Here is a 22,516-nt window from a genome sequence, read left to right as displayed (position 1 = left end):
GTTACGGCAGCACCGTCCGCATCAGCATCACGTTGTAGTCCGACCACAGGGAAAGGTTGTAGTACAACACTTTTCCGGTCGACCAGGGATGCAGGAACGGAGCGTAGATACCGCCGGGGAATTCCGAGTGCGACACCAGCATGGCCTCCGGACCCCACGGCCCCTGCGGAGCGGGCGCCGTACGCATCACCACATCGTTGAGCCCGTTGCAGTAGAGCGCCACGTACTGCTTGAGGTACGTGTTGTACTGCGCCGACATCTCGCCCAGCGGACCCGGGATCACCACGGTGGCCGCCCCCGGATTCCCCGGCACCCAGGAATTGCTGTCGGAGTTCCAGTATTCGTACTTCGTCACGTCCGGCACGTTGGCCGGTTGCACCCGGGCCACATACGCCGAACCACCGCGGCCCGGCGGGGTGCCGAACGAGTAGAGGTAACCGTCGCCGGGTCCGGGCTTCATGAAGGCGCCCATCTGGAAGTTCTCGTTGCCGGGGGTGTAGGCGACGCGATCGGTGCTGTCCGGTGCGGCGGGGCGGATGCTGGTGGGATACACACCCCAGTGCTCGCCGTTGTCCGGTGAGACCGCGACGCCGGAGAAGTTCGTCGACCACCGGCCGTCGGCATCCCAGTTCTTGATCGACATGAAGTTGACGTACTGGTTGTTTCCGACCGAGATGCCGGCGGTCGGGATGATGCCCTTCTCCACGGGTGCCCAGTCGATGCTGTTGATGATCTGCTTGGCCAGCCCCGGCCGCCACGATGGTGCACTGGACGCCGCGACGGAGTCGGTCAGGGACGTGTCCTGGCTGCGCATCAACACGTTGTAGCGCCACTGCTTCTGGGGTGTGCTGCAGTAGCCGTACGTATCACCGAAGGCCATCAGCACCTGGTGGTTGGCGGCGTTGCCGTTGTCCCACATGATCCCGAGATCGGTTCCGGTGATCGAGTACTTGGCAATGGTGTTGTTGGAACTCTCCGGACCGGTCACCCACCCGATCAGCGAAGTGCCCGGTGCCGGCATCGGCGCCGCCGCGGGTGCCGGGGTGGCGGCGGGCGCGGGCGTGGCCGTCGGTTTCGGGGTGGGGACCACCGCAGCCTGCTGTTGGATCTGCTGAGCCGGTGTCAGCGCGCTGAGGAGGGACCGCGTCAACTTGCCCAGACGCGGCAGTGGGGCGTTGTCGTTGGCGCCGGCGGGTCTGTGCCCCATCGGCGGCCCGCCTGCACCGGGGCTGGGCAGGGCAGCCGTGCCCGCGGGAGGCTGCGCTGCAGCCGCGGCTCCCGTACAGGGCTCGGCCGAGACCGGTGCGGCCACGCCGATCGCCACACACAGCCCGGCGGTGGTCACGGTGGCCACCGAGAGGGAGGCAATTCGACGACGCCGCGACATGTCACACCTTTCAGGGGCGGACGCCGAGTAGACGTCAGCACTTGTACAGCTGCGACGCTAGTGTCCTGTGGTGCTCATGTGGCTACCGGTGCGCGGATGGATACCTATCCGTGACCGTGTCGCGACTCACGTCGGTGTAATTCGCCGACGCACGCGAAAGGTGTTCACTCGCCGGTGAATTGGGGCGGCCGCTTCTGGAACATCGCGGTGACCGCCTCGGCCAGGTCCTTTGACGGGAGGAAGGCAGAGTTCCACGCCGCTACGTATCGGAGGCTCTCCGAGACCCGCGCGATGCGCTGCTGATCGAGGACGTCCTTGACCCCGGCCACGGTCAGCGGCGGGTTGGCGGCGATCTCGGCGGCGGTGGCGTGCGCGGCGGCCAGGGACGCCTCGGCGTCCTCGTACACATCGTTGACCAAGCCGATCTTCTCTGCTCGCGCGGCGTCGATGTCCTTGCCGGTCAGAACGAGCTCACGGAGATGCCCTTCTGAGAGGATCAGCGGAAGCCGGGCCAGGCTGCCGACGTCGGCGACGATCGCCAGCTTGGTCTCGCGTACCGAGAACTTCGCGTCGGCGCTGGCGTAGCGGATGTCCGCGGCGCTGATCAGGTCGACACCGCCGCCGATGCACCAACCGTGGATCGAGGCGACGGTGGGGGTCCGGGCATCCGCGACAGCGGTGATGGCCGCCTGCATCCGCTGCAGCTTCGTGTGGAATTCGGCGCGGGCCTTGGCGCCGGCATCCAGTCCGGGCAGGGTGGCGCCCATGGCCGGCAGATCAAGCCCGTAGCTGAAGTTCTTCCCGGACCCGGTCAGCACGATCGCGCGCACCTCGGGGTCGGCGTCCAATGTGCCGAACACCTCGGGCAACTCGTCCCAGAACGCCGGGCCCATGGCGTTGCCCTTGCCCGGCCCGATCAGCGTGACCCGCGCGACGTGGTCGGCGATATCGACGGTCACCGATTCGTAAGCAGTACCCATGTCGATGAGGCTAACCCGCTACGGGACCGGCCCTCCCATCAGCACCTCGTTGACGGTGCTGTCGGTCAGGAACTGACACATCGCGTCGGTCAGCGACTTGGCCATGTCGATGTTGTCGGGGCTTATCGTCGACTGGTCCTGCTGCAGGATCGCGTTGATCACGGCCTTCTGCGTGGCGGCGTCCAGGTCGTTGTAATCGCCGCAGGTCATCGTGAGCGCGTCCGGCGGCGCCGGCACCTCGGGCACGGTCGACCCGCGCGGCGTGCGGGTGCGCGTGGTGGACGGGGCCGAGGTGCTCGGTCTGGACTTGGTGGTCAGCGCCGGGCCCGGTTCGGTGGTCATCGCCACCGAACCGTCGGTGGTGCGTGCGCAACCGGCCAGCAGCACCAGCGCTGCCAGACCGGTTGCCGCCAGCGCCCGTTTCACGGTCAGACGCGTTCCAGATAGAAATACAGATATTTCGGGCCGTCCGCGGTGTGGTCGACGGCGCCCTTGCCGTTCATGATGCCCAGTACCGCCCGCTCGTCGATCACCTTGAAGTGATCGTGCACCGGCCGACCGTCGTAGACCATCGAGGCCGTCGCCTCACCGCGGAACTCCTCCAGCCACAGGCTGGCCTCGCCGTTCATGGCCTCGGTGTTGGAGAACTTGTTGCCGTCGGCGTCCAGGCAGACCAGCGGTTTGGCATCGTCGGCGGAGTGGAAGGTCTTGCCGAACCAGTTGAGTCGCTTCATGAATCCGTTGGCCCGGTGCCCGGTCTGGAACTCGCCGCCCTGCCATTCGCCGATCATGAACTCGATGCTGGCCGGCGGCAGGGTCGCCCAGAACTCGTCGAGTTCGGCCTCGTCGATCTGACCCTCGCGCTTCTTGAGCGTGTCGAAGACGTTGCGGTGGGTCACTTCTGTTCTCCTCGGGACGAGATCCACTCGCGGGCGAATGCCAGGAAGGCGTCGTTCTCATGCGGAGCGGCGACGGTGACCCGCACCCCGTCCTGCCCGTACGGGCGCACCACGATGCGGCTTTCGGCTGCGGCGTTGACGAATTCGTCGGTCTGACCGGGCAGCGGCAACCAGACGAAGTTGGCCTGTGAGGGCGCCACGTCGTAACCGGCGTCGCGCAATGCGGCGCTGACCCGAATCCGTTCGGCGACCACCTTGTCGGTGCGGGCCAGCAATTCGTCGGCGGCGTCCAGGCTGGCGATGGCGGCAGCCTGGGACACCGTCGTCGCGGTGAACGGCACGTACACCTTGCCCAGGGCGGTGACGATATCGGGATCGGCCACCGCATAGCCGACACGCAGTCCGGCCAGCCCGTACGCCTTGGAAAAGGTGCGCAGCACAACGACATTCGGGTGGTCTCTGACCAGTGCCAGGCTGTCGGGGAGCAGGCCGTCGCGGATGTACTCGACGTAGGCCTCGTCGATGACGATCAGGATGTCCGACGGCACCGCGGCGACGAACTCGGCCAGCTCGGCCGGGTCCACCACCGTGGAGGTGGGGTTGTTCGGGTTGCACACGAAGATCAGCCGGGTGCGCTCGGTGACCGCCGCCAGCATGGCGTCCAGATCGTGGGTGTGGTCCGTCAGGGGCACCGCGACCGGGGTGGCGCCCGCGGTGCGCACCTGCAGCGGGTAGATCTCGAAACTGCGCCAGCCGAACATCACCTCGTCGCCCACCGAAGCGGTGATCTGGATGAGCTGCTGGCACAGGCTCACCGAGCCGGCGCCCACCGCGATGTTCTCCGGGGCGAAGTTCACATGCTTGGCCAAACGCTCGCGCAGATCCTGGTAGCCGTTGTCCGGATACCTGTTGATGCCGGCGGCGGCGGTGGTGATGGCCTCGAGCACGCCGGGCAGCGGACCGTCCACGGTTTCGTTGCTGGCGATCTTGATGGCGCCGGGCACCGTACGGCCCGGCGTGTAGGCCGGAAGGTCGGCCATTTCGGGGCGCAGGCGGGCGGTCACCCAGCCATTCTAGGGGTGCGGCGACGGCCGCCCGATGTCGCGCTTTGCCTTCCGCGGTCCGGCCTGTGTAATCTGTGCGCTCGGCGGTTCCGGGGGTCCGGTACCCTCAGATCGTTCAGGAGGCGTGCCAGAGCGGCCGAATGGGACTCACTGCTAATGAGTTGTCCGCCTTAAAGCGGACCGGAGGTTCAAATCCTCTCGCCTCCGCCGAACAACTGAATAGTTCGACCAGTTTCATCAAGCGCCCGTAGCTCAACGGATAGAGCATCTGACTACGGATCAGAAGGTTAGGGGTTCGAATCCCTTCGGGCGCACCACGTTTTTTACCCACGGTCGGCATGCTGGCTCGCAAACACGACGAGCATCGGTCACGGTGTCGCCGCGTACGCGCCGGCCATGCCTTCGGACACCTGGTAAGCCCAGCTGGGACCCCTGTCCCGGGTCCGTTCGGCGGTGCCTAGCCGAGGTCCGTCACTCACCGCGATCGTCTCCAGCAACGTGCGCATCAGGGCCGGCGTTACGGTGGTGCCGTGCGCCTGCTCCTCATCGCGGATACCCACGTGCCCAAGCGTGCGAGAGACCTGCCCACCGCGGTCTGGGACGAGGTGGATGCCGCGGATGTGGTGATCCACGCCGGGGACTGGATCTCGCCGGCGTTGCTGGACCAGGTGGAGGCACGGTCACGCCGGCTGCTGGCCTGCTGGGGCAACAACGACGGTGAGGAACTGCGCACCCGGCTGCCCGAACGTGCCGACGTGACGCTGGAGGGGCTGCGGTTCACCGTCGTGCACGAGACCGGGGCCGCGGCCGGTCGCGACGAGCGGATGGCGCGCCAGTACCCGGATACCGATGTGCTGGTGTTCGGGCACAGCCACATCCCGTGGGACGCCACCGCCTCGACCGGTCTGCGCCTGCTGAATCCGGGCTCACCCACCGACCGGCGCCGCCAGCCGTTCTGTACCTATATGACTGCGACGGCGGCGAATAGGGCGCTCAAGGACGTCACACTGCACCGGTTGTAGTGGCAGGCTGTGGGCATGGAGCAGAAGCCGCCCACCGCTACCATCTCCGCCGCCAATCGCGCGCACCGCAGCAGTCTCCCGTTCGAGGACACCCGCGACTTCGAGAACGCCGATCGTGGGTTCATCGGGGCGCTGGAACCGTGTGTGGTGACCGCCGCCGACGGGCGAGTGGTCTGGAACAACGACTCCTACGGGTTCCTGGCGGCAGAGGCCCCCGACACCGTGCACCCGAGCCTGTGGCGGCAATCCCAGCTGTGCGCCAAACAGGGCCTCTACGAGGTGACCAAGGCCAGCGGAGCGACAGGGGAAGACGCGCCCGGTATCTATCAGGTGCGCGGTCTGGACCTGTCGAACATCAGCTTCATCGAAGGTGACACGGGCATCATCGTCATCGATCCGCTGATCTCCACCGAGACCGCGGCCGCCGCGCTCGGGCTGTACCGGGCCCACCGCGGGGACCGTCCCGTCGTCGCGGTCATCTACACCCACAGTCACGTGGACCACTTCGGCGGGGTGCTCGGGGTCACCTCACAGGATGAGGTGGACGCAGGCAAGGTGGCCATCCTGGCACCGGAGGGCTTCACCGAGCATGCCGTGCAGGAGAACGTCTATGCCGGCACCGCGATGGCGCGCCGGGCCGCGTACATGTACGGCGCGGTGTTGGACCGGGGCCTGCAGGGCCAGGTCGGGTGCGGTCTGGGACAGGTCGGCTCCACCGGTGAGGTCGCGTTGATCGTGCCGACCGTCGATGTGCGCAGCACGGGCGAGAAGCACACCATCGACGGTGTGGAGATCGAGTTCCAGATGGCGCCAGGTACCGAGGCGCCCGCCGAAATGCACTTCTACTTCCCGAAATTCAAGGCACTGTGCATGGCCGAGAATGCCACCCACAACCTGCACAACCTGTTGACCCTGCGGGGTGCGCTGGTCCGTGACCCGCATGGCTGGGCCGGCTACCTCACCGAGGCCATCGACACCTTCGCCGGCCGTGCGGACGTGGTGTTCGCCTCGCACCATTGGCCGACATGGGGCCAGGACAACATCGTCGAGTATCTGTCGGTGCAGCGGGACCTGTACGCCTATCTGCACGACCAGACGCTGCGTCAGCTCAACCAGGGATTCACCGGTATCGAGATCGCGGAGACGTTCCAGATGCCGCCGGCGTTGGAGAAGGCCTGGCACACCCATGGCTACTACGGATCGGTCAGCCACAACGTCAAGGCGGTCTACCAGCGCTATATGGGCTGGTTCGACGGCAACCCCGGCCGGCTCTGGCAGCATCCGCCCCAAGCCGCGGGCCCGCGCTACGTGGCGGCCATGGGCGGCCTCGACAAGGTCGTCGAACTGGCCCGGCAGGCCTTCGATGACGGCGATTTACGCTGGGCTGCAACCCTGTTGGATCACGCCATCTTCACCGACGAGAATCATGCGGGTGCCCGCGAGTTGTACGCCGACACACTGGAGCAATTGGCCTACGGTGCCGAGAACGCGGTGTGGCGCAACTTCTTCCTGTCCGGGGCCACCGAACTGCGTGAGGGTAATTTCGGCACCCCCACACAGACCACGTCCCCGTCGCTGATGAGCCAGCTCACCCCGGAGCAGATCTTCGACACGTTCGCCATCAACGTCAACGGTCCGCGGGCCTGGGAGCTGGACCTGGCGATCGACGTGACGTTCGCCGATGTCGCCACCAACTACCGACTATCGCTGCGCAACGGTGTATTGGTACACCGCAAGGTCCCCGCCGCGCCCGAAACCGCCACGGCAACTGTCACTCTGGCGAACAAGTTGCGGTTGTTGTCATTCGTGGCCGGGGATACGAGCTCGCCGGGCGTGGAGGTCAGCGGTGCTGCCGACGCGTTGTCCACGCTGCTGGGTGCCCTCGATCGTCCGGATCCGAATTTCGCCATCATCACGCCCTAGGGTCGAACGCGGCGAGGACCTCAGATCAAGGCAGACCCCCGTCGACCCGCAGGATCGATCCGGTGGTGAAGCTGGATGCGTTCGACATGAGAAACAGTGCCGCGCCGACGATTTCGGGCGGATCACCGGCGCGCTGCAGCGGAGAATGGGCGAACGGATTCCCCTCGCCGAATGACCACGCCTTGCTGACATCGGTGAGGAACGGGCCGGCCATCAGCGTATTGACCCGCACCGTCGGACCGAACGCCTTCGCGAAACCCTCGGTCAGCACGTTCAATCCGGCTTTCGCGGCGGCGTAGGGCAGCATGTGCGCATCCGGGCGCAGCGATCCCGACGAGCTCACGTTGACGATCGAGCCGCCGCCGTCGGCCACCATGCGCTCGCCTATCAGGGCGGTCAACCGGAACGGACCCTTGAAGTTCAGATTCACCACCGCGTCGAACAACTGCTCGCTCACCGAGGTCAGCGATTCATACAGCGGCGACATGCCCGCGTTGTTGACCAGTACGTCGACCTTGCCGAACCGCGCGTAGGCGGCCTCCACCAAAGGCTCCAACTGATCCCATCGCCCGACGTGCACCTGATGGGCCAGCGCGGCCCGGCCGGTGGTCGCGGTGATCTCTTCAGCGACGGCGACGCACGAGTCGAGGTTGCGGCTGGCGATCACCAGGTCGGCCCCGCATCGTGCGGCGGCGAACGCCATCTCCCGGCCCAGCCCGCGGCTGCCCCCGGTGATCAGCACCACCTTGCCGGTGAGATCGAAGAGTTCGTCGGCGTAACCCATCATCGCCTCCTGGCCGTATCGCGGATGACCTTGTGCACGAATCCGAGCTTCTCCACCACCGGCGCCGGAATCTCGAAGGGATACAACGGGTTCTTGCCCATCGCGGTGTTCACCCGGTTGAAGAACAGCGACATCCACTTCCAGTCGAACAACATCCGTTCGATCGGTTCGTCGTCGTAGCACTCCAGCGCCACGATGTCGCGCGGCGCATTGAACCGCACCCGGTCGGCGTGCAGCACCATGCCGGCTTCCCGTGCGGTGTCCATGGTGTCGGCGATGTGCAGGTAGTGCGCGAAGCACTCCGCGAAGTCCTCCCACGGGTGCATGGTGGCGTATTCGGAGATGAACGTCGCCTCCCAGCCCGCCGGGGCGCCCAGTGTGTAGTGCCGGTCGATCGCCTCGCTGTAGCCGGCCCGCTCATCGCCGAACAGCTGACGGCACTCCTCGAGGTAGGTGTCCGCACCGGTGCCGGTTTCGACGAGCACGTTCTGGTAGTAGTGGCCGACCTCATGCCGGAAATGGCCGAGCATGGTGCGGTACGGCTCACCCAGGCGCACCCGCAGCGATTCTCGATAGTCGTCCAGTGATTCGACCACGTCGATGGTGATCACCCCGCGGGCGTGGCCGATGGTCACCTTCTCGCCGGTGCTGCGACTGGACAACAGATCGAACGCGAGGCCGCCGTCGACGTGCCAGTACGGCTCCATGGGCAAGCCGATGTCCGCGAGCTGAAACACCAGCCGGCGCAACGCAACGGTGGTGGGGATCAGCTTCTCCCGCGCCAGGGTGTCATCGGCGGGAGGCTCGCGCCGGATCAGCGATCCGGCGAGGCAGCGGCCGCGGTGCCCGACCGGCGAACCTGGGTCCTGTGCCTCGGGGGTCAGCCAATTGCACGCCAGGGTCCGGTGCTGATTGCACCGGATCCATCGGCTGCCCGCGTGCAGTGCCACACCCTCGTCTAGGGCCAGCATGCTTCTCGATGGCAGGTGCAGCCCCAGCGCAGTCTGACATTCGGTGCAGTGGTCGGCCTCGAACGCGACGAAGCTGTCGCACACCGGGCAGGCGAAGGCACGCACGGGCCATATGGTGTCACGGTGCAACTGCTTCTGGTCCGACATGCGTTACCTCTGCGCAGCGAGCCCGGTCAGGGGTCCGATCCCGACCTGTCCGCCGAGGGCCTCGCCCAGGCTGCGCGCCTGCCCGAGGCCCTGGCCCGCTTCCCGATCACCCGCCTGGTGAGCAGCCCGCAGCGTCGGGCAGTGCAGACCGGTGGCCCGCTGGCCGAGGCCCTCGGCCTGCCCATCGACATCGATGATCGGCTCGCCGAATACGACCGGGACATGACGCACTATGTGCCGATCGAGCAGATCGCCAAGGAGAACCCGGAGGAACTGGCCAGGCTGATTTCTGGACATCTGCCCAGCAGCGTCGACGAAAGGGCATTCCTGGAGCGGGTGGTGGCCGCCGTGGACGATGTGGTGGCCGCCGCCGACCACGAGGACACCGTCGCGGTGTTCGGTCACGGCGGTGTCATCAACGTCCTGCTGCATCACATCCTCGGCACGGAGCGGCTGCTGTCGTTCCACGTGGACTACGCCTCGGTGACCCGGCTGCTGTCCTCGCGCAGCGGCAAGCTGGCCGTCGCCTCGGTGAACGGGACCGAACACGTATGGGATCTGCTGCCCCGAAACTTTGTCGACGAGCGCTCGCGCGAGGAGCCGTGAGGCGGGGTGGTAAACAGTTCCCGTGACCAACCTTGAAGGCCTCGACCTCGTCGCCCTGGATGCGCATCTGCGCACGGAGGGGATCGCCCGTTCCGGTGAACTGTGCGCCGAGCTGATTTCCGGCGGCCGCTCCAACCTGACCTTTCGGGTGTTCGACGAGGCATCGACCTGGGTGCTGCGCCGTCCGCCGCTGCACGGGCTGACGCCGTCGGCGCACGATATGGCGCGCGAGTACAAGGTGGTGGCGGCTTTGGCCGATACCCCGGTCCCGGTCGCCCGTGCGGTCACCATGCGCAATGACGACTCGGTGTTGGGCGCGCCGTTCCAGATGGTCGAGAACGTCGACGGCCGGGTGGTGCGTAGCGCTTCCGAGCTCGAGGAGCTGGGGGACGCCCAGGTGATCGAGGGTTGTGTCGACGCGCTGATCAAGGTGCTGGCCGACCTGCACGCCGTCGACCCGCAGGCTGTCGGACTGGGTGATTTCGGCAAGGCCGAGGGTTACCTGGAACGTCAGGTGCGGCGCTGGGGTTCGCAGTGGGACCTGGTCCGGCTGGCCGACGATGCCCGGGACACCGATGTGAAGCGGTTGCATTCGGCTCTGGCAGAAGGGATTCCGGCGGGCAGCCGGGCCGCCATAGTGCACGGCGACTACCGCATCGACAACACCATCCTGGACAATTCGGACCCGACGGTGGTGCGCGCGGTGCTGGACTGGGAGCTCTCCACACTGGGTGACCCGCTGTCCGACGCGGCGCTGATGTGCGTGTACCGCAATCCGAACTTCGACGGCGTCCTCGGCATGCAGGCGGCCTGGACCTCGCCGCTGCTGCCGTCGGCCGACGGTCTTGCCCAGCGTTACGCGCTGGCCAGCGGCCAGGAGCTGGACAACTGGAACTTCTACATGGCCCTGGCCTATTTCAAGCTGGCCATCATCGCCGCGGGTATCGACTTCCGGGCCCGTGAGGGCGGCGCACCGTCGCGCGTCGGCGAGGCCGTGGCCCCGCTGATCGCCGAGGGCCTCACGCTGCTCTAGGCGCGACGCTCAGACCTAGAGGCGCCTGGCCGCCTTCAGGTTCTTGCGCGCGGCGATGCGCAGTTGCACGATCCGGGCGGCGCCGACGAACACGGCGAGCAGCCCACCACACACCGCGGCCAGCAGCAGCGCCACCCCGAGCGGCAGCGTCCAGTTCCAGCCCAGGAAGTGGAACGTGCCGGAGTCGGTGTTCTGCGCGATGAAGATCAGCAACACGATCAGGATGAGAAATCCGGTGATCAGCGACGACCACAGGGCGGCGGCCCGGGTGAACTTGACCGCGTCCTCCGGTGGGGTCGGCGGGTCAGATCTCCCCGAAGACTCGAGCGGCTGCTCCGGGTCCGAGGGCAACGCATGCGGGTCAGTCGTCATGGCATTTATCTTGCCCCTTTCGGGGCGATTACAAACCCCCTCACGGTGAACTAAAGTCCGGCATGTCGCGGGCCGGCCCGTTACTGTCGAGGTAACAGCCACCTGGCCGAGGGGACGGTATGCGCTGCAGACGCACATTCTTGATCGTCATCACAGCGTTGCTCGCGCTTGTGAGCGCGGGATGTGGGAGTGCCAACCCGCTCGGCGGCGGCGAGGTGTCCGGTGACCTCAAATCGCTCACCATCGGCTCGGCGGATTTCACCGAGTCCAAGATCGTCGCCGAGATCTATGCGCAGGCGTTGGAGGCCAACGGTTTCGCCATCAAACGGCAGTTCGGCATCGGCAGCCGGGAAACCTATATCCCTGCCGTGCAGGATCATTCCATCGACCTGATGCCCGAGTACACCGGGAACCTCTTGCAGTACTTCGACAAAGAGGCCACGGCGACCACCTCTGACGCGGTGCTCCTGGCCCTGCTCAAGGCGGTCCCGGGCGACCTGTCCATCCTGTATCCGTCGCCCGCCGAGGACAAGGACACCCTCGCGGTGTCCGAAGCCGTCGCCAAGAAGTGGAATCTGAAATCCATCGCGGATCTGGCGGCGCACTCGGCGGAGGTGAAAGTCGGCGCACCGTCGGAGTTTCAGACACGGCAGACCGGTCTGGTGGGCCTACAGCAGAAGTACGGCCTGAACATCTCGCCGGCCAACTTCGTGGCGATCAGTGACGGTGGCGGCCCCGCGACGGTGCAGGCCCTCAACAGCGGCGCCGTCACCGCCGCGAACATCTTCAGCACCTCGCCGGCCATCGAGAAGGACAAGCTCGTCGTCCTCGACGACCCCAAGAGCGTCTTCCTTGCCGCAAACGTGGTGCCGCTGGTCGCTTCTGCGAAACTGTCCGCTCCGCTCAAGAGCGTGCTCGACGCCGTCAGCGCGAAACTGTCCACCGAGGCGCTGATCGCGCTCAACACCTCGGTCGAGGGGAATAAGGGCGTCGACCCCGAGGAAGCGGCCGGAAAGTGGATCAAGGACAACGGTTTCGACAAGCCCCTTCCCGGTAAGTGAGTAGCTGATGATCACGTTCACCAACGTCACCAAGACGTACCCGGATGGCACCGTCGCCGTCGACGACCTCACCCTCGACATCCCCGAGGGCACGCTCGCCGCGTTCGTCGGACCGTCGGGCTGCGGCAAGACCACGTCGATGCGGATGATCAACCGGATGATCGAACCCACGTCGGGCACGCTCACCGTCGACGGGAACGACGTGACGAAGGTCGATCCGGTCAAGCTGCGCCTCGGTATCGGCTACGTCATCCAGAGCGCCGGGTTGATGCCACATCAGCGGGTTATCGACAACGTCGCCACCGTACCCGTGCTCAAAGGCGAAACACGCCGTGCCGCAAGACGAACCGCACTCGAGGTGCTGGAACGGGTGGGGCTGGACCCCAAACTGGCCGGCCGCTATCCGGCGCAACTGTCGGGTGGTCAGCAGCAGCGCGTGGGTGTGGCCAGGGCGCTGGCGGCCGACCCGCCCATCCTGCTGATGGATGAGCCGTTCAGTGCCGTGGACCCGGTGGTGCGTGAAGAGTTGCAGATCGAAATCCTGCGGCTGCAAAGCGAATTGCGTAAGACCATCGTGTTCGTCACCCACGATATCGACGAGGCGGTCAAGCTCGGGGACAAGGTGGCGGTGTTCGGCCGGGGCGGGGTGCTGCAGCAGTACGCCGACCCGGCGTTCGTGCTGTCGAATCCGGCCAACGAGCTGGTAGCCGGTTTCGTCGGGGCCGACCGCGGTTACCGCGGCCTGCAGTTCTTCGCGGCGACCGGGCTGCCGCTACACGACATCCGCCAGGTCGCCGAATCCGAGATCGATGCTCAGCAGCTGGCACCCGATGAATGGGCACTGGTGATCCGCGCCGACGGCCGGCCCTTCGCGTGGATCAACGCCGAAGGTGTCGAGGTGCACCGCCGCGGAAGTGCGTTGTACGACAGCACGATCGGCGGCGGGTCCTTCTTCCGGCCGGACGGGTCTCTGCGGCTGGCGCTCGATGCCGCGCTGTCCTCCCCGTCGGGCCTGGGCGTGGCCGTCGACGACGAAGGGCGGCTGCTGGGCGGTATCGAGGCCGACGATGTGCTGGCGGCCCTCAAGCGTCAGCGTCGCGTGCCGAAGGTCGGGTAGCGGTATGAGCGAAGCCTGCGCAGCGAACGGACAGACGTGACGTATCTGCTGACCCATCTGGACAAGGCGTGGGCGCTCACGCTGATCCACCTGCGACTGTCGCTGGTGCCGATCGTGCTGGGATTGCTCATCGCGGTGCCGATCGGCGCGCTCGTGCAGCGCACCACGGTGCCGCGCCGGGTCATCACGGTGATCGCCAGCATCGTCTTCACCATCCCGTCACTGGCCCTTTTCGTCGCGCTGCCGCTGATCATCCCGACCCGCATCCTGGACGAGGCCAACGTCCTGGTCGCGCTCACGCTCTACACCACGGCGCTGCTGGTGCGGGCCGTGCCGGAGGCGCTGGACGCGGTACCGGCCGACGTGTTGGACGCGGCCACCGCCATCGGCTACCGGCCGTTCGTCCGCATCGTCAAAGTGGAACTGCCACTGGCGATCCCGGTGCTCATCGCCAGCCTCCGGGTGGTCGCGGTGACCAACATCTCGATGGTGTCCGTCGGTTCGGTGATCGGCATCGGCGGGCTGGGCACCTGGTTCACCGAGGGCTATCAAGCCAACAAGAGCGGGCAGATCATTGCGGGCATCATCGCGATCTTCGTGCTGGCGGTGGCGATCGACGCGCTGATCCTGTTGGCCGGCAGGGCAGTGACTCCGTGGGTCAAAGCTTCCAGCGCCAAGGCAGGTGCCCGGTGAACTTCCTGCAGCAGGCCCTGTCCTACATCTTCACCGCCGCGAACTGGTCCGGTCATGCCGGGCTGGGCATCCGGATCGCAGAACATCTGCAGTACACGGTGATCGCGGTGCTGTTCTCGGTGCTCGTCGCCGTGCCCGTCGGCCTGCTCATCGGGCATACCGGCCGGGGCACCTTCCTGGTCGTCACCGGCGTCAACGCGCTGCGCGCCCTGCCCACCCTCGGTGTGCTTCTGCTCGGTGTGCTGTTGTGGGGTCTCGGGTTGATCCCGCCCACGGTCGCGCTGATGCTGCTCGGCATTCCGCCGCTGCTGGCCGGCACCTACGCGGGTATCGCCAATGTGGACGCCAGCGTCGTCGACGCGGCCCGGTCGATGGGGATGACCGAACGCCAGGTGCTGTTGCGAGTCGAGGTACCCAACGCCCTGCCGCTGATCCTGAGCGGCCTGCGCACCGCCACCCTGCAGATCGTGGCCACCGCCACCGTCGCGGCGTACGCCAGCCTGGGCGGGCTGGGCCGGTATCTGATCGACGGCATCAAGGTGCGGCAGTTCCACATTGCCCTGGTGGGTGCCCTGATGGTCACCGCACTGGCGCTGATCCTCGACGCGGCGCTGGCCTTCGCGGTGTGGTTGTCGCAGCCCGGCGGTGACCGCTGGCGGCGTTTCCCGCAGCCGCTGATCGACGATGAGGCGGCTCTCGAAGTCAGGGGCAAGCGAAACGCCGGGGAAAAGTCGGTTTCTGGGGCGACTTCGGAACGCGGCTACGAAGCCGGGGGTCCGTCGCCTACGGTAGAGAGGTGACTGACGCAGCCCCTCAATCAGGCACCGAGACCGCTGAGACGCCGGACAGTGCATGGCCGGCCATCCTCACCTGGCGCGCCCACGACCTGCGCCGGATGGAGTCGGTGCGGGTTCAGTTGTCCGGGAACCGCATCAAGGCCTACGGCCGGATCGTCGCGGCCGCCACCGAGTCACATCCCGCGTTCAGCGCCTCCTATGACCTGGTCACCGACGAATCCGGGGCCACCAAGCGGCTGTCGGTGACCATGACCCTCGCCGAGCGGGAACGCCAGCTCTCCATCGCGCGCGACGAGGAGAACATGTGGCTGGTGCAGGACCACCAGAACCAGACCAGGCGGGCCGCCTTCGACGGGGCGTTGGATGTCGACGCCGTGTTCAGCCCGTTCTTCAATGCGTTGCCGATCCGCCGCACCGGCCTGCATCAGCGGGCCGAGACGCTGAGCCTGCCGGTGGTCTATGTCCGGCTGCCGGAGTTGTCGGTGGAACCGGAGACGATCAGCTACACCAGCGTGGCGGGCGGGATCAGCCTGAAGTCCCCGATCGCGGAGACCACCATCACGGTGGACTCCGACGGGTTCATCCTCGATTACCCCGGACTGGCAGAGCGGATCTGATCACTCCACCCGCCCGGCCTGCGGCGGCCAGTTCTTCCCGCCAGTTCTCGGCGCCGATGGTGACGTGCAGGATGTCGGGACGGCTGAAGCTGTCGTAGCGGATGCGCGCGGCATGCCCGTCATCGACCAGATCGGCCACCGAGGTGTGTGCCGCCAGATGGTCCCTGGCCTGGGTGAGCAGGCCGAGAGTGCGATCCAGCATGGCCAACAACTCCTCGGAGTTGGCCTCGCACATGGCGCGCACCAACTCGGGTGCCGTGGCCGCGACCCGGGTGCCGTCCCGGAAGGACCCTGCCGCCAGCGCGAAGGCCAGCGGCACGTCACCCGCGGTGACGGCCAACGCTTCGGCGAGCAGATGCGGTAGGTGCGAGATGGCGGCCGCCGCGGCGTCGTGTTCATCGGAGCGGGCCGGCACCACGAACGCCCGGCAGTCCAGGGCCAGGTTCACCACGTCGGCGAACACCAGCGCATCGACGTCGTCGTCGACGCTGACGACCCAGGCGGTGCCGGCGAAGAGTTCCTGGCTGCCCGCCGGCCAGCCGGAATGGGCGGTGCCGGTCATGGGGTGCCCGCCGACGAACCGGGATCGCAGCCCATGCGCGTCGACCTCACGCAGCACGGCACCCTTGACGCTGGTCACGTCGGTGAGCGCGCAGTCCGGGGCGACGCGACGGATGTGCTCCAGCATCACGGGCAGTGCGGGCATCGGGACGGCCAGGACGATCAACGCGTCGGTCTCGGCGGCGCGGGCCAATGCCTGATCCAGGGTGGCGGTGGCGTCGAAGCCGTCGAGCCGGGCCGCCGCCACGCCGTCGATGGATCGGTTGTAGCCGAAGACGTCCCTGCCGGCGGCCTGTGCGGCACGCATCAGGGAACCGCCGATCAAACCCAGTCCCAGCACGCACACCGGTGTGTCGGTCACCGCTCAAGGTTGGCATACGGACCGGGTGCCGGTCATTAGGTGGTCAAAGCCCCTGGTCTGCGACTAGCGTTAGGGCAATGGGAGCACAGCGTGCGCCGGCGCGGGAAGCTGCCGAGCACCCCGAGGGGTTCGGGGTTGCGGTCGTCCGTGAGGACGGCAAGTGGCGTTGTACGCCGATGCGGCGTGCGGCTCTGAGCAGCTTGTCCGCGGCAGAGACGGAGCTGCGTGAATTGCGGAGCGCGGGCGCTGTTTTCGGCCTGATCGACGTCGACGAAGAGTTCTTCGTCATCGTGCGGCCGGCGCCGGCCGGCACCAGGCTGTTGCTTTCGGACGCCACCGCGGCACTGGACTATGACATCGCTGCGGAAGTGCTGGACAAGTTGGACGCCGATATCGATGACGAGGACCTCGAGGACCAGGACCCGTTCGAAGAGGGCGATCTGGGCGTGCTGTCCGATATCGGGCTGCCCGAGGGCGTGCTCGGCGTGATCGTCGCCGATATCGACATGGAGATCGACGAGCAGATCAGCGCGATCGCCGAGCGGATGGGCTTCGACTCCGAGCTGTCCGCGGTGCTCGACAAAATCGGTCGGTGAGCTCCGATCAGTCCCTGATCCGGGAGGCGCTGGCCGCCGCACGGTTGGCTGGTCCGCGCGATGTGCCGATCGGCGCGGTGGTCTACGGACCGGACGGGACGGAGCTGGCCCGCGCGGCCAATGCCCGTGAGGAGCTCGGCGATCCCACGGCCCATGCCGAGATCCTGGCCCTGCGCGCAGCGGCGGCCCGGCTGGGGGACGGCTGGCGTCTGGAGAACTGCACGCTCGCGGTGACGGTCGAGCCCTGCACCATGTGCGCCGGCGCGATCGTGATGGCTCGGGTCGGCCTGCTGGTGTTCGGGGCGTGGGAACCTAAGACCGGGGCGGTCGGATCGTTGTGGGACGTGGTGCGGGATCGCCGGCTGACCCATCGGCCCCAGGTGCGTGGCGGGGTGCTGGCCGCCGAGTGCGCGGCGCCGCTGGAGGAGTTCTTCGCACGCCAGCGCTAGCCGCGCGATTAGGGGCAAACGCGCGCGGCCGGTAAGCTGCCTCCCGGTGGCGTGTCCGAGCGGCCTAAGGAGCACGCCTCGAAAGCGTGTGACGGGTAACCCCCGTCCGAGGGTTCAAATCCCTCCGCCACCGCCATAGCCCCTCACCTGCTCGCCCAGGTGGGGGGCTATTTTTATGTTTGCTGGCTGGAGTCTTGCCCACCCTGTGCCCACCTTTTGCCCACACTCCCGACTGAATACGACGTATGCAGAGTGACCGCAACCGCGTCGAGATCGGTGTCGAACAGGTCGGCGTAGGTGTCGAGCGTGACCTTCGCGGACTGGTGTCCGAGCATCCGTTGCAGGGCCAGGACGTTGACGCCGGCACTGATCGCCAAGCTGGCCGCGGTGTGCCGGAGATCGTGCGGGGTGATCTTCTGGACCTTGGCCCGCTTCGTCGCGCCCTCGAACCATCCGCGGGTCGACTTAGGGCGCGGGAGATACTTGCCGTCCGGCCCGGGGAACACCAGATCGCCGGGTTTCTTGTTGGCGCACAGCGGTGCGATCTCGTCGAGGACGAACGAGGGCACCGGCACCGACCTGATCGTGCGACCCTTCGTCTGTTCGACTGCGTGATCGCGCACGGTGGTCCTGCGCGTCAGCCCCGAGCCGGTCGGTCGTTGGTGCTTCCGCACCGGGCTCGGGGCACCCGGGGATGGTCTCTCAACCCCTCAGGCCCGCCACGGCCGGCATAGGCGCTTATCTCTCTCCGAACCTCTAAGCGAATCGCCCTACAGGAGTCTGAATGGGTAAGAAGCCCCCCGCGGCCCCCGCAGCGATGAAGGTTGCGGGTAGGCGTCTGTGGAATGCCTCGGTTGATGCTTTCGACTTCGATGAGCATGAGTTGGCGTTGCGGGAGGCGTGCCGGACCTTGGACTCGTTGGACGATTTGCAGGCCGCTGTGGATCGCGACGGGGTGGTGGTGGAGTCCCCGCAGGGGATGAAGGCTCATCCGGCGTTGGTGGAGGTCCGGCAGCAGCGAATTACATACGCCCGGTTGATCGCTCAGCTTGGTATCCCGGCGGGCGACGAGGACAAGGTCGGGAAGCCCGCGCGGCGGCCTGCGCGGGGTGTGTACGGGATTACGGGAGTGGCGGGGTGAGGCGTCGAAAGGTGCTTGATAACTCGGCGCCTCCCGAGGATCTGATGGTATTCGACGGTCACCGGTATCGGACCGTTGCTGACTGGTGCGCCGCGTACAGCCTTTGGGTCGATGCGCGGGAACTGTGGGCGATGGGTCGGGGGTTGTCGCCACTGGCGATGGAGCCGAGGGCGATCGACGGTGACTGCCCGTTCGACTATTCGCAGATCTGATGATCCCTGGCCCCAAGCTAAGAGCCGCTAGAGGCGAGGCACGCGCACGGACTTCGGAATCTGCGCGCGGTGGCGGACTTATGTGGTGAAATCGCTTCGTGCTCACACCGGGGACCGAGTTAAAACTAAAGAGCAAATCGTGGTACATCGTGGACCGGCTCGACGGCGATAGTGCGGGGTTTGGAACTCTCTACGTTGTTCGAGACGAATCTGGTCTGATAGCGGCCGCCAAACTGGTTCCAAAGAACCCGGGCGCTGAGCGGGAGGCATTGATCGGCGCGGCGAACAATGCCTCGAAGTTCTCGAACGTGATGCCCCTATGGGACGACGGAGAATTTCTGGATAGCTGGGTCCTGGTTATGCCACGGGCCGAGAAGTCCCTCGCCAGGCACCTGCGCGACAATCTCACATCCTTGGCTGTCACCGAGATCATCTCTGTGTTGACAGATATCGCGATAGCGCTCTCGGAGATCAACGGCTCTGTCGTGCATCGAGATCTGAAGCCCGAGAACGTGCTGCTTCTCGATGGCAAGTGGGTTCTGGCCGACTTCGGAATCGCACGCTACGCAGACGCTGCTACGGCGTCAGAGACACTCAAATATAAACTTTCTCGTCCATACGCAGCCCCTGAGCAGTGGCGAGGTGAGCACGCACTCGAATCTGCGGACATCTATGCGTTCGGAGCGATTGGTTACCAACTTCTCAGTGGCGCATTGCCTTTCGCGGGACCAGATTTCCGGCGCCAGCATCTTACCGAGCAGGCCCTTCCTCTGAACAACGGCCCGAGCGGTCTGCGCGATCTGATCGAGGAGTGCTTATTCAAGGCCGCAGAGGCTCGCCCAACACCCACCGCGATCTTGGCGCGCTTACGACGGCTCACGCCATCTGGTCCGCCGAGCGCCGGCCTCGCGAAGTTGGCAGCACTCAATACAGAGGAGGTCCGATTCCGTTCGGAAGCGGACGCGGTTCGTTCGGCTCTGCAAGAGCGGGTGGCTTGGCGACAGGAGTTGCACGATACGGCGGTCGGGTCGTTTCAGCGTGTGCGCGACACGTTGATTGAGGCGATCCAGATCTACGCGCCTGCAGCCAGTCTCCGCCTTCCCACGCCGAACGCGGCGACGTTCGATCATCAAACAGACGGAAAGCTATTCCTTGCTGAATTCCGGGGCGCGCACATTGGGCTGGATAGTCCAAAGTTAAGCGAGTCGAAGGACGACAGTCTTCCTTTCACGGTCGTATCGGAGTCGCAAATGACCGTGACCAAACCAGGTGCAAACGTCAGATGGGTCGGGCGCAGTCATTCGTTCTGGTTTTGCGACGCTGTTGAGGAGAATCATTTCACGTGGTGTGAAGTGACTTTCATGGAAACCGGTCCTCGGGTGGCGTCCGTAGAACCGTTCTCCATGTCTGCTCTTCATAACGGAGACGCATTCAATCCCAAGGTTATCGGGCTCGCTCAAGTAGCGCGTGACTTCGAGGAGCTCAATCGCTCGGACTTGTCTGGGTTCGTCGGCCGGTGGCTCGGATGGTTCGCCGAGGCCGCTACGGGTGAGTTGGACCGTCCTGACCCACTCCCGGAGGGAGTGATCCGGTCTGATCGATGGTGGTTGGAGAGCAAGTAAGTAGTTGACGCGAGCGGGTCCCCGTCGGTGCAAGGATGGCGCAGTGTCCAAACTCGAAGAGATCATCGACGCCGCGACTTCCGACGCTGTCCCCATCGCTTCGTTGCTCCGGATGCTGAAGGTTGTCGCTTCCCGTACGAAGGTGGTCCTGCTGGGCGACTGGGTCGACAATGAGCTCTCTGGTTACTCTCCAGCCGCTATTCTTCCTGACTACCGTGGGCCGTTCCCGGCTGAGGTCGTGAGCAAGTGGGTTGGGCCGTATCAAAGCAGCAGGTCGGGTGTGCCCCTTCCTCCGCTTTGGGCCCCCGAAGGACTCCGCGAGGCTGGTGCGTTCACGCTCCAGTTCCGTCAGTCGGTCCGCGAACTTGAGTTGCTCGCCGCCCGCGATGCTGTATTGGGTTCTGCTTGGGGAGCTGACCTGATTGCGCAATTAAATGGCGAGATCCAAAGGGGCGCAGTACATGCCATCGTACCGATGCATCTACTGGTCACTGCTCACCAACAGGTAACCCCTGCACACGTTGGGAGCGTGCTCGACAACGTCCGCACACGCGTGCTTGATTTTGCGCTGGAAGCTGAGCAGTTCGTTCCCGGTGCCGGTGAACCAGGCGTGGAGCCGGCCGACCAAGGCCAGATCAACTACCTGGTGGTCAACAACATCTATGGCAGCGCCAACGCAATCTCAGTGGGGCCGGGGTCGACACAGCAGCTCATTGCATCTGTAGAGATTGGCGATCGTGACAGCCTGAAGCGAGCGGTCGAGGCCGCGGGCCTTCCGGCCGACCAGATCGCCGAGCTCGAATCTGCAATTGATTCCGATGACGCAGAGCGGGAGCGGCATGGCCTCGGAACTCGGGTCAAAGAATTCCTCGGAAAGCTTGCACTTGGCACGGGGAAGGAAACCGGAAAGACAGCGATTAGCGCAGGAGGGGCAGTCATCGCCGACCTGGTGCGCCGCTACTACGGCGTCTAGAAACTCATCCCCGCAATGAGCTGAGCGGATGGTGCGCTCGCTGGTCCGCCCCCGGCTCAACTACGGGTCGACAAGTGCCGCAGGGGAATCAGGAGACGCGTCTTCGAGGGCAACTATGAACGGAAGGCGGAAGACTCGCTCACCGTCGACGACCAAATGGACCGTGTAAGTGCCAGGGCTCGCGGCATGTATTTGAACATTGATGGCGTAGATCGCTGGCGCCAGGTTGTCGCCATCTTGATGAATGGTCCAAGGCGCATATGTGGCGGTGGTGGAATCGAACGGTGCGGGTCCTCCATCTGGAAGAGTGCATTCGACCGTGATCGCGTGTTCGGCGCCTTGGTCCTCCTTGGCGAACTGGTATTCGCCTACGACCCAAAACGTTCCAGAGGCAGGGAAAGCCGGGGCTGCCAACCCCGTCATGAAGGCCTCCGTCAGGTTAAGACTGGACGGACCGGCCTTCTCAACGCTCCTGGCGAATAACGCGTACTTGAGAAATGCCACCTTTACTCTCCATCCGCTATGCGGGCGTCCTGATGCGATGAATTCATCGAAGTCTTGCTGATCCTAAGGTAACCACGACTTGCGAGTATTCCTCCGCGGGAGGAGGCATCCTCAGGGGTGTGGGGGTGGCCCCAAGCGCGACCCCACCCGCCACGGCCGGCATAGGCGTTGCGAGAGGGAGTTTCTTTTTTTCTGCAGCGTGGTCTCGGCGGCCGGACCGAGAGTCGGGTCGACCCGGCCGCGGACCCACTACCGGAGTCGCCTCGTTACCCAGTTCGACTCGCCTGAAGCGCTGGGGAACAGCAATGCGTCGCACTGCTCGCGGGTCGACCGCCCTTGGCAGATCGGGCAGTCGCAGTCACACGGGAGGTCGGCGTAGTTGATCACCACGGAAGTTGGTTTCCCTTCAAACACGGAGACCGTCAGTTGCGGTCCCTCTGCTATTCCTGGGACTCAGGGTCAAGTAGTTGCAGAGGCGCCCATCCGGGGGCGGGTTCTGATCAAGAAACGCGCGTTGATCGCCCCGACCCCGCCCCAGTCAAGCGTCGCGATGTGTACGGGTCTGGGGGTTCTGCACCGATCTGGGGCTTGAGCCCATCTCCAGTGTTTCGCCGCGTCAAGTGC

Annotated in this window: 25 protein-coding genes, 3 tRNA genes and 1 pseudogene; 17 read left to right on the top strand and 12 right to left on the bottom strand. The window is 65.7% G+C overall.

All coding sequences use genetic code 11. From position 1 onward, the window contains the following. Nucleotide 1: 1 nt before the first annotated feature. From QN239_RS01145 to hisC, 5 genes are all read right to left on the bottom strand, one after another. Nucleotides 2–1,387: a glycoside hydrolase family 183 protein gene (locus QN239_RS01145; protein WP_499007753.1), complete on the bottom strand. Its 1,386-nt coding sequence runs from the start codon at nucleotides 1,385–1,387 to the stop codon at nucleotides 2–4. Between the two features lie 164 nt (nucleotides 1,388–1,551). Next, the gene (locus tag QN239_RS01140) at nucleotides 1,552–2,367 is read right to left on the bottom strand and encodes a crotonase/enoyl-CoA hydratase family protein (protein ID WP_090361834.1); all 816 of its coding nucleotides are present in this window, start codon (nucleotides 2,365–2,367) and stop codon (nucleotides 1,552–1,554) included. An 18-nt stretch (nucleotides 2,368–2,385) separates the two neighbouring features. Further along, nucleotides 2,386–2,793, bottom strand: a complete 408-nt coding sequence (locus QN239_RS01135; RefSeq protein WP_499007751.1) for a hypothetical protein — start codon at nucleotides 2,791–2,793, stop codon at nucleotides 2,386–2,388. A gap of 2 nt (nucleotides 2,794–2,795) precedes the next feature. Next, nucleotides 2,796–3,266, bottom strand: a complete 471-nt coding sequence (locus QN239_RS01130) for a DUF4334 domain-containing protein (protein ID WP_499007749.1) — start codon at nucleotides 3,264–3,266, stop codon at nucleotides 2,796–2,798. Continuing rightward, nucleotides 3,263–4,330, bottom strand: a complete 1,068-nt coding sequence (gene hisC, locus QN239_RS01125) for a histidinol-phosphate transaminase (protein ID WP_499007747.1) — start codon at nucleotides 4,328–4,330, stop codon at nucleotides 3,263–3,265. The genes QN239_RS01130 and hisC overlap by 4 nt, the downstream gene beginning before the upstream one ends. Nucleotides 4,331–4,448: 118 nt before the next feature. On the opposite strand from hisC, the gene QN239_RS01120 reads away from it, so the two are divergent. Further along, nucleotides 4,449–4,537: transfer RNA gene (locus QN239_RS01120), tRNA-Ser, on the top strand. A gap of 34 nt (nucleotides 4,538–4,571) precedes the next feature. After that, nucleotides 4,572–4,647: transfer RNA gene (locus QN239_RS01115), tRNA-Arg, on the top strand. A 51-nt stretch (nucleotides 4,648–4,698) separates the two neighbouring features. Here the strand turns inward: QN239_RS01115 and QN239_RS01110 are convergent. Further along, the gene (locus QN239_RS01110; protein WP_499007746.1) at nucleotides 4,699–4,890 is read right to left on the bottom strand and encodes a hypothetical protein; all 192 of its coding nucleotides are present in this window, start codon (nucleotides 4,888–4,890) and stop codon (nucleotides 4,699–4,701) included. Here QN239_RS01110 and QN239_RS01105 point away from each other — a divergent pair. Together QN239_RS01105 and QN239_RS01100 are read left to right on the top strand one after the other, a co-directional pair. Then, nucleotides 4,861–5,352 (top strand): metallophosphoesterase family protein, encoded by a 492-nt coding sequence (locus tag QN239_RS01105; protein WP_499007744.1) that lies wholly within the window; start codon nucleotides 4,861–4,863, stop codon nucleotides 5,350–5,352. The genes QN239_RS01110 and QN239_RS01105 overlap by 30 nt on opposite strands. Nucleotides 5,353–5,367: 15 nt before the next feature. Then, complete coding sequence (locus QN239_RS01100; protein ID WP_499007743.1) at nucleotides 5,368–7,275, top strand: alkyl/aryl-sulfatase; 1,908 nt, start codon at nucleotides 5,368–5,370, stop codon at nucleotides 7,273–7,275. 25 nt (nucleotides 7,276–7,300) lie between these two features. On the opposite strand, the gene QN239_RS01095 is transcribed toward QN239_RS01100, so the two are convergent. Together QN239_RS01095 and QN239_RS01090 are read right to left on the bottom strand one after the other, a co-directional pair. Continuing rightward, the gene (locus tag QN239_RS01095) at nucleotides 7,301–8,059 is read right to left on the bottom strand and encodes an SDR family NAD(P)-dependent oxidoreductase (RefSeq protein ID WP_499007741.1); all 759 of its coding nucleotides are present in this window, start codon (nucleotides 8,057–8,059) and stop codon (nucleotides 7,301–7,303) included. Continuing rightward, nucleotides 8,059–9,135: a zinc-binding metallopeptidase family protein gene (locus QN239_RS01090; protein ID WP_499007740.1), complete on the bottom strand. Its 1,077-nt coding sequence runs from the start codon at nucleotides 9,133–9,135 to the stop codon at nucleotides 8,059–8,061. Before QN239_RS01090 ends, QN239_RS01095 begins: the two co-directional genes overlap by 1 nt. A gap of 18 nt (nucleotides 9,136–9,153) precedes the next feature. Here QN239_RS01090 and QN239_RS01085 point away from each other — a divergent pair, with 18 nt between their 5' ends. Then, nucleotides 9,154–9,783, top strand: coding sequence for a histidine phosphatase family protein (locus QN239_RS01085; RefSeq protein WP_499007739.1), 630 nt, complete (start codon nucleotides 9,154–9,156; stop codon nucleotides 9,781–9,783). 22 nt (nucleotides 9,784–9,805) lie between these two features. Beyond that, complete coding sequence (locus QN239_RS01080; RefSeq protein WP_499007738.1) at nucleotides 9,806–10,816, top strand: phosphotransferase family protein; 1,011 nt, start codon at nucleotides 9,806–9,808, stop codon at nucleotides 10,814–10,816. A 15-nt stretch (nucleotides 10,817–10,831) separates the two neighbouring features. Here the strand turns inward: QN239_RS01080 and QN239_RS01075 are convergent, their stop codons facing one another. Further along, nucleotides 10,832–11,188 carry a LapA family protein gene (locus tag QN239_RS01075; RefSeq protein WP_499007737.1) on the bottom strand — a complete coding sequence of 119 codons (357 nt, stop codon included), beginning with the start codon at nucleotides 11,186–11,188 and terminating at the stop codon, nucleotides 10,832–10,834. A 119-nt stretch (nucleotides 11,189–11,307) separates the two neighbouring features. Between QN239_RS01075 and QN239_RS01070 the strand changes: the two genes are divergently transcribed. Genes QN239_RS01070 through QN239_RS01050 form a run of 5 tightly spaced genes read left to right on the top strand, consistent with a single transcriptional unit; the run spans nucleotide 11,308 to nucleotide 15,473 of the window. Beyond that, nucleotides 11,308–12,249: an ABC transporter substrate-binding protein gene (locus QN239_RS01070; protein WP_499007736.1), complete on the top strand. Its 942-nt coding sequence runs from the start codon at nucleotides 11,308–11,310 to the stop codon at nucleotides 12,247–12,249. Between the two features lie 7 nt (nucleotides 12,250–12,256). Next, on the top strand, nucleotides 12,257–13,366 hold the full coding sequence (locus QN239_RS01065) for an ABC transporter ATP-binding protein (protein WP_499007735.1): 1,110 nt from the start codon (nucleotides 12,257–12,259) through the stop codon (nucleotides 13,364–13,366). Between the two features lie 36 nt (nucleotides 13,367–13,402). After that, the gene (locus tag QN239_RS01060; RefSeq protein ID WP_499007734.1) at nucleotides 13,403–14,059 is read left to right on the top strand and encodes an ABC transporter permease; all 657 of its coding nucleotides are present in this window, start codon (nucleotides 13,403–13,405) and stop codon (nucleotides 14,057–14,059) included. Continuing rightward, nucleotides 14,056–14,859 (top strand): ABC transporter permease, encoded by an 804-nt coding sequence (locus QN239_RS01055; RefSeq protein WP_499007733.1) that lies wholly within the window; start codon nucleotides 14,056–14,058, stop codon nucleotides 14,857–14,859. Before QN239_RS01060 ends, QN239_RS01055 begins: the two co-directional genes overlap by 4 nt. Further along, nucleotides 14,856–15,473, top strand: coding sequence for a putative glycolipid-binding domain-containing protein (locus tag QN239_RS01050; RefSeq protein WP_499007731.1), 618 nt, complete (start codon nucleotides 14,856–14,858; stop codon nucleotides 15,471–15,473). Before QN239_RS01055 ends, QN239_RS01050 begins: the two co-directional genes overlap by 4 nt. Here QN239_RS01050 and QN239_RS01045 read toward each other — a convergent pair. Then, nucleotides 15,436–16,380 (bottom strand): prephenate dehydrogenase, encoded by a 945-nt coding sequence (locus QN239_RS01045; protein WP_499016481.1) that lies wholly within the window; start codon nucleotides 16,378–16,380, stop codon nucleotides 15,436–15,438. The genes QN239_RS01050 and QN239_RS01045 overlap by 38 nt on opposite strands. Nucleotides 16,381–16,472: 92 nt before the next feature. Between QN239_RS01045 and QN239_RS01040 the strand changes: the two genes are divergently transcribed. From QN239_RS01040 to QN239_RS01030, 3 genes are all read left to right on the top strand, one after another. After that, nucleotides 16,473–16,991, top strand: coding sequence for a tRNA adenosine deaminase-associated protein (locus QN239_RS01040; protein WP_499007730.1), 519 nt, complete (start codon nucleotides 16,473–16,475; stop codon nucleotides 16,989–16,991). Continuing rightward, entirely contained in the window at nucleotides 16,988–17,440 is a 453-nt protein-coding gene (locus QN239_RS01035) for a nucleoside deaminase (protein WP_090361791.1), read from the top strand. Before QN239_RS01040 ends, QN239_RS01035 begins: the two co-directional genes overlap by 4 nt. A gap of 45 nt (nucleotides 17,441–17,485) precedes the next feature. Beyond that, nucleotides 17,486–17,576: transfer RNA gene (locus tag QN239_RS01030), tRNA-Ser, on the top strand. Between the two features lie 37 nt (nucleotides 17,577–17,613). Here QN239_RS01030 and QN239_RS01025 read toward each other — a convergent pair. Further along, a pseudogene (locus QN239_RS01025) lies at nucleotides 17,614–18,057 on the bottom strand (tyrosine-type recombinase/integrase); the annotation flags it as partial. A 167-nt stretch (nucleotides 18,058–18,224) separates the two neighbouring features. Here QN239_RS01025 and QN239_RS01020 point away from each other — a divergent pair. From QN239_RS01020 to QN239_RS01010, 3 genes are all read left to right on the top strand, one after another. Continuing rightward, nucleotides 18,225–18,581: a terminase gene (locus tag QN239_RS01020; protein ID WP_499007729.1), complete on the top strand. Its 357-nt coding sequence runs from the start codon at nucleotides 18,225–18,227 to the stop codon at nucleotides 18,579–18,581. Between the two features lie 310 nt (nucleotides 18,582–18,891). After that, complete coding sequence (locus QN239_RS01015) at nucleotides 18,892–20,415, top strand: serine/threonine-protein kinase (RefSeq protein WP_499007728.1); 1,524 nt, start codon at nucleotides 18,892–18,894, stop codon at nucleotides 20,413–20,415. 43 nt (nucleotides 20,416–20,458) lie between these two features. Then, nucleotides 20,459–21,388, top strand: coding sequence for an AbiTii domain-containing protein (locus tag QN239_RS01010; RefSeq protein ID WP_499007727.1), 930 nt, complete (start codon nucleotides 20,459–20,461; stop codon nucleotides 21,386–21,388). A gap of 60 nt (nucleotides 21,389–21,448) precedes the next feature. Here the strand turns inward: QN239_RS01010 and QN239_RS01005 are convergent, their stop codons facing one another. Beyond that, nucleotides 21,449–21,892 carry a DUF6941 family protein gene (locus QN239_RS01005; protein ID WP_499007726.1) on the bottom strand — a complete coding sequence of 148 codons (444 nt, stop codon included), beginning with the start codon at nucleotides 21,890–21,892 and terminating at the stop codon, nucleotides 21,449–21,451. Between the last annotated feature and the right edge of the window lie 624 nt (nucleotides 21,893–22,516).

This window comes from Mycolicibacterium sp. Y3, assembly GCF_051188035.1.
Classification (GTDB): domain Bacteria; phylum Actinomycetota; class Actinomycetes; order Mycobacteriales; family Mycobacteriaceae; genus Mycobacterium; species Mycobacterium fluoranthenivorans.
Note: the sequence above shows the minus strand (reverse complement) of the source record. Positions and strands in the feature narration are given on the sequence as shown.